Consider the following 4,472-nt stretch of genomic DNA (forward strand, 5'->3'; position numbering starts at 1 on the left):
CGGCGCGGATTTGACGAGTTCTTCGGTTACGCGCGACACATGGACGGGCACGAGCATTATCCGAAGGAGGCGCCCTACGCCAGGAACCACGAGCCGAAGCCGGTTTGGTCCGGAACGAACGACATCACCGCCGGACTGGACAAATGCTACACCGCCGACTTGTGGACGGCGTGGGCCAAGCATTGGATTGTGGGCCACGAGCGCGCCCAGGCCGGCCAGCCGTTCTTCATGTATCTCGCCTACGACACGCCGCACGCCGCGACCGAACTGCCCACGCAGGCGTATCCAGCGGGCGGTGGTCTTCACGGCGGGATGCAATGGCTGGGCACGCCCGGCCACATGATCACGACCGCGGCGGGCAAGGTTGATTCGTGGATTCATCCGGACTACCGCGCCGCCACCTACGACGACGATCACAATGCCGCCACGCCGGAAGTGCCCTGGCCCGATGTCGATAAACGCTACGCCACCGCCGTGCGGCGCCTCGATGACGCCGTGGGCGACCTTGAACAGTTGTTGCGCGATTTGAAAATCGCGGGCGACACGCTGGTGATTTTCTCCTCGGACAACGGGCCCAGCATCGAATCCTACCTGCCGCACGAGCCGTTGCGGGCGGATTTTTTCGACAGCTTCGGTCCGTTCGACGGCATCAAGCGCGACTGCTGGGAGGGCGGCGAACGGGTGCCGACCATTGCCTGGTGGCCGGGGCAGATTCCGGCCGGCCGCGTCGTCACGCGCCCGAGCATTTCCTACGACTGGTTGCGCACGTTTGCCGAGGCCGCGGGTGTTCCTGCGCCGGCGCGTGCCGATGGCGTTTCGCTGCTGCCGGAACTGACCGGCCAGGGCACTCAAAGCGATCGCGGCTATCTCTACGTGGAATACTTCGAAGCCGGCCGGACACCCAAGTATCAGGATTTCGCGCCGAATCACCGCGGGCGTTTGCGGCGCCAGATGCAATCCGTCCGCCTGGGCGACTTTGTGGGCGTTCGCTACGACGTGAAGTCGCAAGCCGACCCGTTTGAGATTTACAAAATGCCGGAGGATCCCCAGGAGACCAACGACCTCGCGGCCATGATGCCGGCGCTGGAGCAGCAGATGAAAACGCTGGCCTTGCAGGTGCGGCGGGCGAACGACAGCGCGCCGCGGCCTTACGACCACGAGCTGGTTCCGGCCGTTTCAGCCACGGTGACCAATGGCGTGGAATGGCGGGCGTATGAGGGCAGCTTTCCGTGGGTGCCGGATTTTGAACTGCTTCCGCCCGTGGCCCGTGGCACGGAGCAACGCCCGGATTTGAACCCACGCCCGCGCGACCATGACATCGGCATGCTGTTCAAGGGTTATTTCATCATTCCGCAGGACGGCGATTACACCTTCCATCTGGAAGCGGACGGCGGCGCGTTGCTGCGCATCCATGATGCCACGGTGATTGATGCGGACTTTGGTTATGCCGGCGGGGAGGAACGCAGCGGCGGCATCCGGCTTCAGGCGGGACTGCACCCGTTCCGTCTCTATTACGTGCCCGGAAGCAAGGGCGCGCCTTCGCTGAAAATTTCCTGGAACGGCCCGGGCATCACGAAAGAAACCATTCCGGATGCTGTCTTCCGGCGCGGCACGGGATCATGAACCGGCCGTTCGTGAGCGGCTGGTTTGGAGGGATCAAGGTTTCAGCTCGCGATTATAAAACCGCAGATATGATGTCATGAACATGCTTGCTGACTTTTCCAAAAAATTGCGGTTCGGTCTGCTCGTTGCGATTTCGGCCTTGGCCGTTTCCGCGCGGGCCGGCGTGGATTTTCCCGGACCGGCGCCGGGAACTGCGGCGGGCTCGTCCTCAAACGGCGTCTTCACCCTGGAGAATGCAGTCATTGCAGGTTCCTGGCAGTATGCCGACGGCCAACTGCGGCCGCTGCGGTTGAACAACCGGCTCACCGGAACGGCGTTTGACCAATCCAGTGCGGAATTATTTCGCCTCGGCCTGACGCCACCGGAGCCGCAGACCGGCGTGATGGTGGCCGTGCGGCTGGAGCGTGACCGGGTTGTGGCGCTTGCCTCGCGCGATGGCCGGGCGTGGACCGAACTGGCGACCTTTCCGCGCGCCGAATTTGGCGGTGAACCCAAACTTGTTCGCCTCGGCAAAATGAATTTGGAGGCGCAGGCGAAGAACTACTCCGGTGATCTTGGAGGCCGCGGCCAATGCACCATTTCAGACTTCAATCTGGCGAAGGTCGTTCATGCTCCGGAGCAAATCGAACTCAAGGCCCGGGCCAACCAGGCCGAAGCGCGAGAGTTCTCTTTTCCGGCGGGCGCCACCTTTGTTTCCTGCCGCATCGACAAGGGCACGGACCAGGGCCTGTCGTGGGCGCCGGCGCTGGCCTTGATCTGGGAGGACGGGAAAAAATTTCTACTCGTCGGAGTGCGCGACGCCAAGCCGGTGTTCAACGTCATGACGGCCGCCAATGAAAAAATTCTCGAGGGGAAGCTCAACGCGTATCCGAACGTGGATCTGCTTGCTTCAGCGTTTCGGCTCAACGGCACGCCGAAGATCGTGCGGCTCTCGCCGTCGCCCGATGGCGTTCGCGTGGCCGACCGGCTCGGCGGCGTGGCGCTGGAAGCGGAAATGGTTTCCGCGGGAGGTCTGCGCGCGCACTGGCGGGCCGAGTTGCGCGACGGCTCGAGCTACCTGCGGCAAACACTCCAATTATCTTCGCCGGACAAAACGGTTCCGTTGTTTGCCGTGGAACTGGCCGACATCCGCCTTCCGGGCGCGCAGACCATCGGCACGGTGCCCGGCTGTCCGGTGGCGGGTGGCGGGATGTTCGCTGGCGTGGAAATGCCCGGGGCGGAAAACGCCGTGGACAAGTCCGGCGCGCGCATTGGCTTGGCCTGCCGGTTGGAACTGTCGCCGGCCCAGGCCTACACATTCGGCGCGGTGGCGGGAGTTGCGCCTGCCGGCCAGTTGCGACGGGCCTTTCTTTATTACGTCGAACGCGAACGCGCCCGGCCCTCCAGCCCGTTCCTGCATTACAACGACTGGTATGACCTCGGTTTTTCGGTGGACGCCGGAAAGATTCTGGAGGTGGTCACGAACTTCAACGAGGAACTGGTGAAGAAACGGGGCGTGCCGGTGCAGTCGTATTTGGTGGACGACGGCTGGGACGATCCGGGCCGCGGGCTCTGGACCGAGAACACCAACAAATTTCCCGGCGGCTTCGCGGCGCTCAAGGCGCAGCTGGACCAGCTGGACGCGCATCTGGCCATCTGGATTTCACCAATGGGCGGCTACGGCGGCAACGCGGAACGCACCGCGGACGCGCAGCAGCTGGGGCTCATTCCGCCCGGCGCTCACCTGGACTTCGTTTATCCGCGTTACAAGGAATGGTTTCAAAACCGCTGCCTCCAGCTCATGCGCGAGGCGGGCGTGAACGCGTTCAAGTGGGACAAGGCGGGCGAGGGCGTCAGCCCGCATTTCATGGCGCTGCTCGACATCGCGGAGCACCTGCGCCGGGAAAATCCGCAGGTGTTCATCAACGTCACCGTCGGCACGTGGCCGTCGCCGTTCTGGCTGAATTACGTGGACTCGACGTGGCGTGACGGCAGTGCCGATGTCGGCTGGGCCGGCAAGGGTGATGACCGCGAACAGTGGCTGACCTACCGGGATGGTGAATGCCGCCGGTTGTTTGTCGAACGGTCGCCGCTTTATCCGCTCAACTCCATCATGGCGCATGGCATCGTTTTTGGCCGGCATTTCCAGGGCGAACGCGTGGCCAAGGCGGGGCCGCACTTGAAGCACGAGGCGCGCTCGTATTTCGCCATCGGTGCGTCGTTGCAGGAACTGTATCTCACGCCGGCACTGATGACGCCCGAGGCGTGGGACGACGTGGCGGACGCGGCCAAATGGGCGCGGACCAATGCCGCCGTGCTGGTGGATTCGCACTGGGTGGGGGGCGACCCGCTCCAACTGCAAGTCTATGGCTACGCCTCGTGGAATCCGCAAAAGGGGACGCTCATGTTGCGCAACCCTGATGACCGGCCGCAGAGTTTTACGTTGGATGCGCAAACCATCTTTGAACTGCCCGCCGGCGCGGCGCGGCGTTATGCGATGCAGTCGCCCTATGCGGATCAGCGCGTGCCGACGTTGTCGTTGACCGCCGGTCAGCCGCAACGCATCACGCTGGAGCCGTTCGAGGTGCTCGTCTTCGATGCACGTCCGGATTGACCCCGGATGATGCCACGGCGAAGCGTGCTGAAGCGTGCCCGTGTGTCAGCGGGCTGCGCCGGCAGGCTCCACGTGGTTACGTTTCGCCTTGTCTTTGAAGATGAGGACGAACGCGACGAGGATCAGGGCGGCGAACGCGGCGGGCTTGCCCCACAGTTGCTTCCATTCCAGCGCGCGCAGTTCCGACTGGCGCAACGCCGCCTGTGCGGCGGTTTGTTGTTTGAGGTTTTCCTCCAGGGCGGGCTTGGCGGCGGGA

General features: G+C 63.8%; 3 protein-coding genes. 2 read left to right on the forward strand and 1 reads right to left on the reverse strand.

Translation table 11 applies throughout. The features are described 5' to 3' along the window. Together VFV96_12125 and VFV96_12130 are read left to right on the forward strand one after the other, a co-directional pair. The coding region (locus tag VFV96_12125; protein ID HEU5071143.1) for a sulfatase-like hydrolase/transferase at positions 1-1,623 on the forward strand (1,623 nt) is incomplete at its 5' end. A 76-nt stretch (positions 1,624-1,699) separates the two neighbouring features. Then, a complete protein-coding gene (locus VFV96_12130) occupies positions 1,700-4,216 on the forward strand; it encodes a hypothetical protein (protein ID HEU5071144.1) in 2,517 nt (838 codons plus the stop codon). Positions 4,217-4,261: 45 nt separating this feature from the next. Here VFV96_12130 and VFV96_12135 read toward each other — a convergent pair. Next, on the reverse strand, positions 4,262-4,472 hold a 211-nt coding region (locus VFV96_12135; protein HEU5071145.1), incomplete at its 5' end, for a hypothetical protein.

The organism is Verrucomicrobiia bacterium (assembly GCA_035765895.1).
Taxonomy (GTDB): Bacteria; Verrucomicrobiota; Verrucomicrobiia; order Limisphaerales; family DSYF01; genus DSYF01.

Excerpts from the sequence above, each read along its gene's own strand:
- VFV96_12130 (HEU5071144.1), top strand. The coding sequence starts at position 1,700 with ATGAACATGCTTGCTGACTTTTCCAAAAAATTGCGGTTCGGTCTGCTC.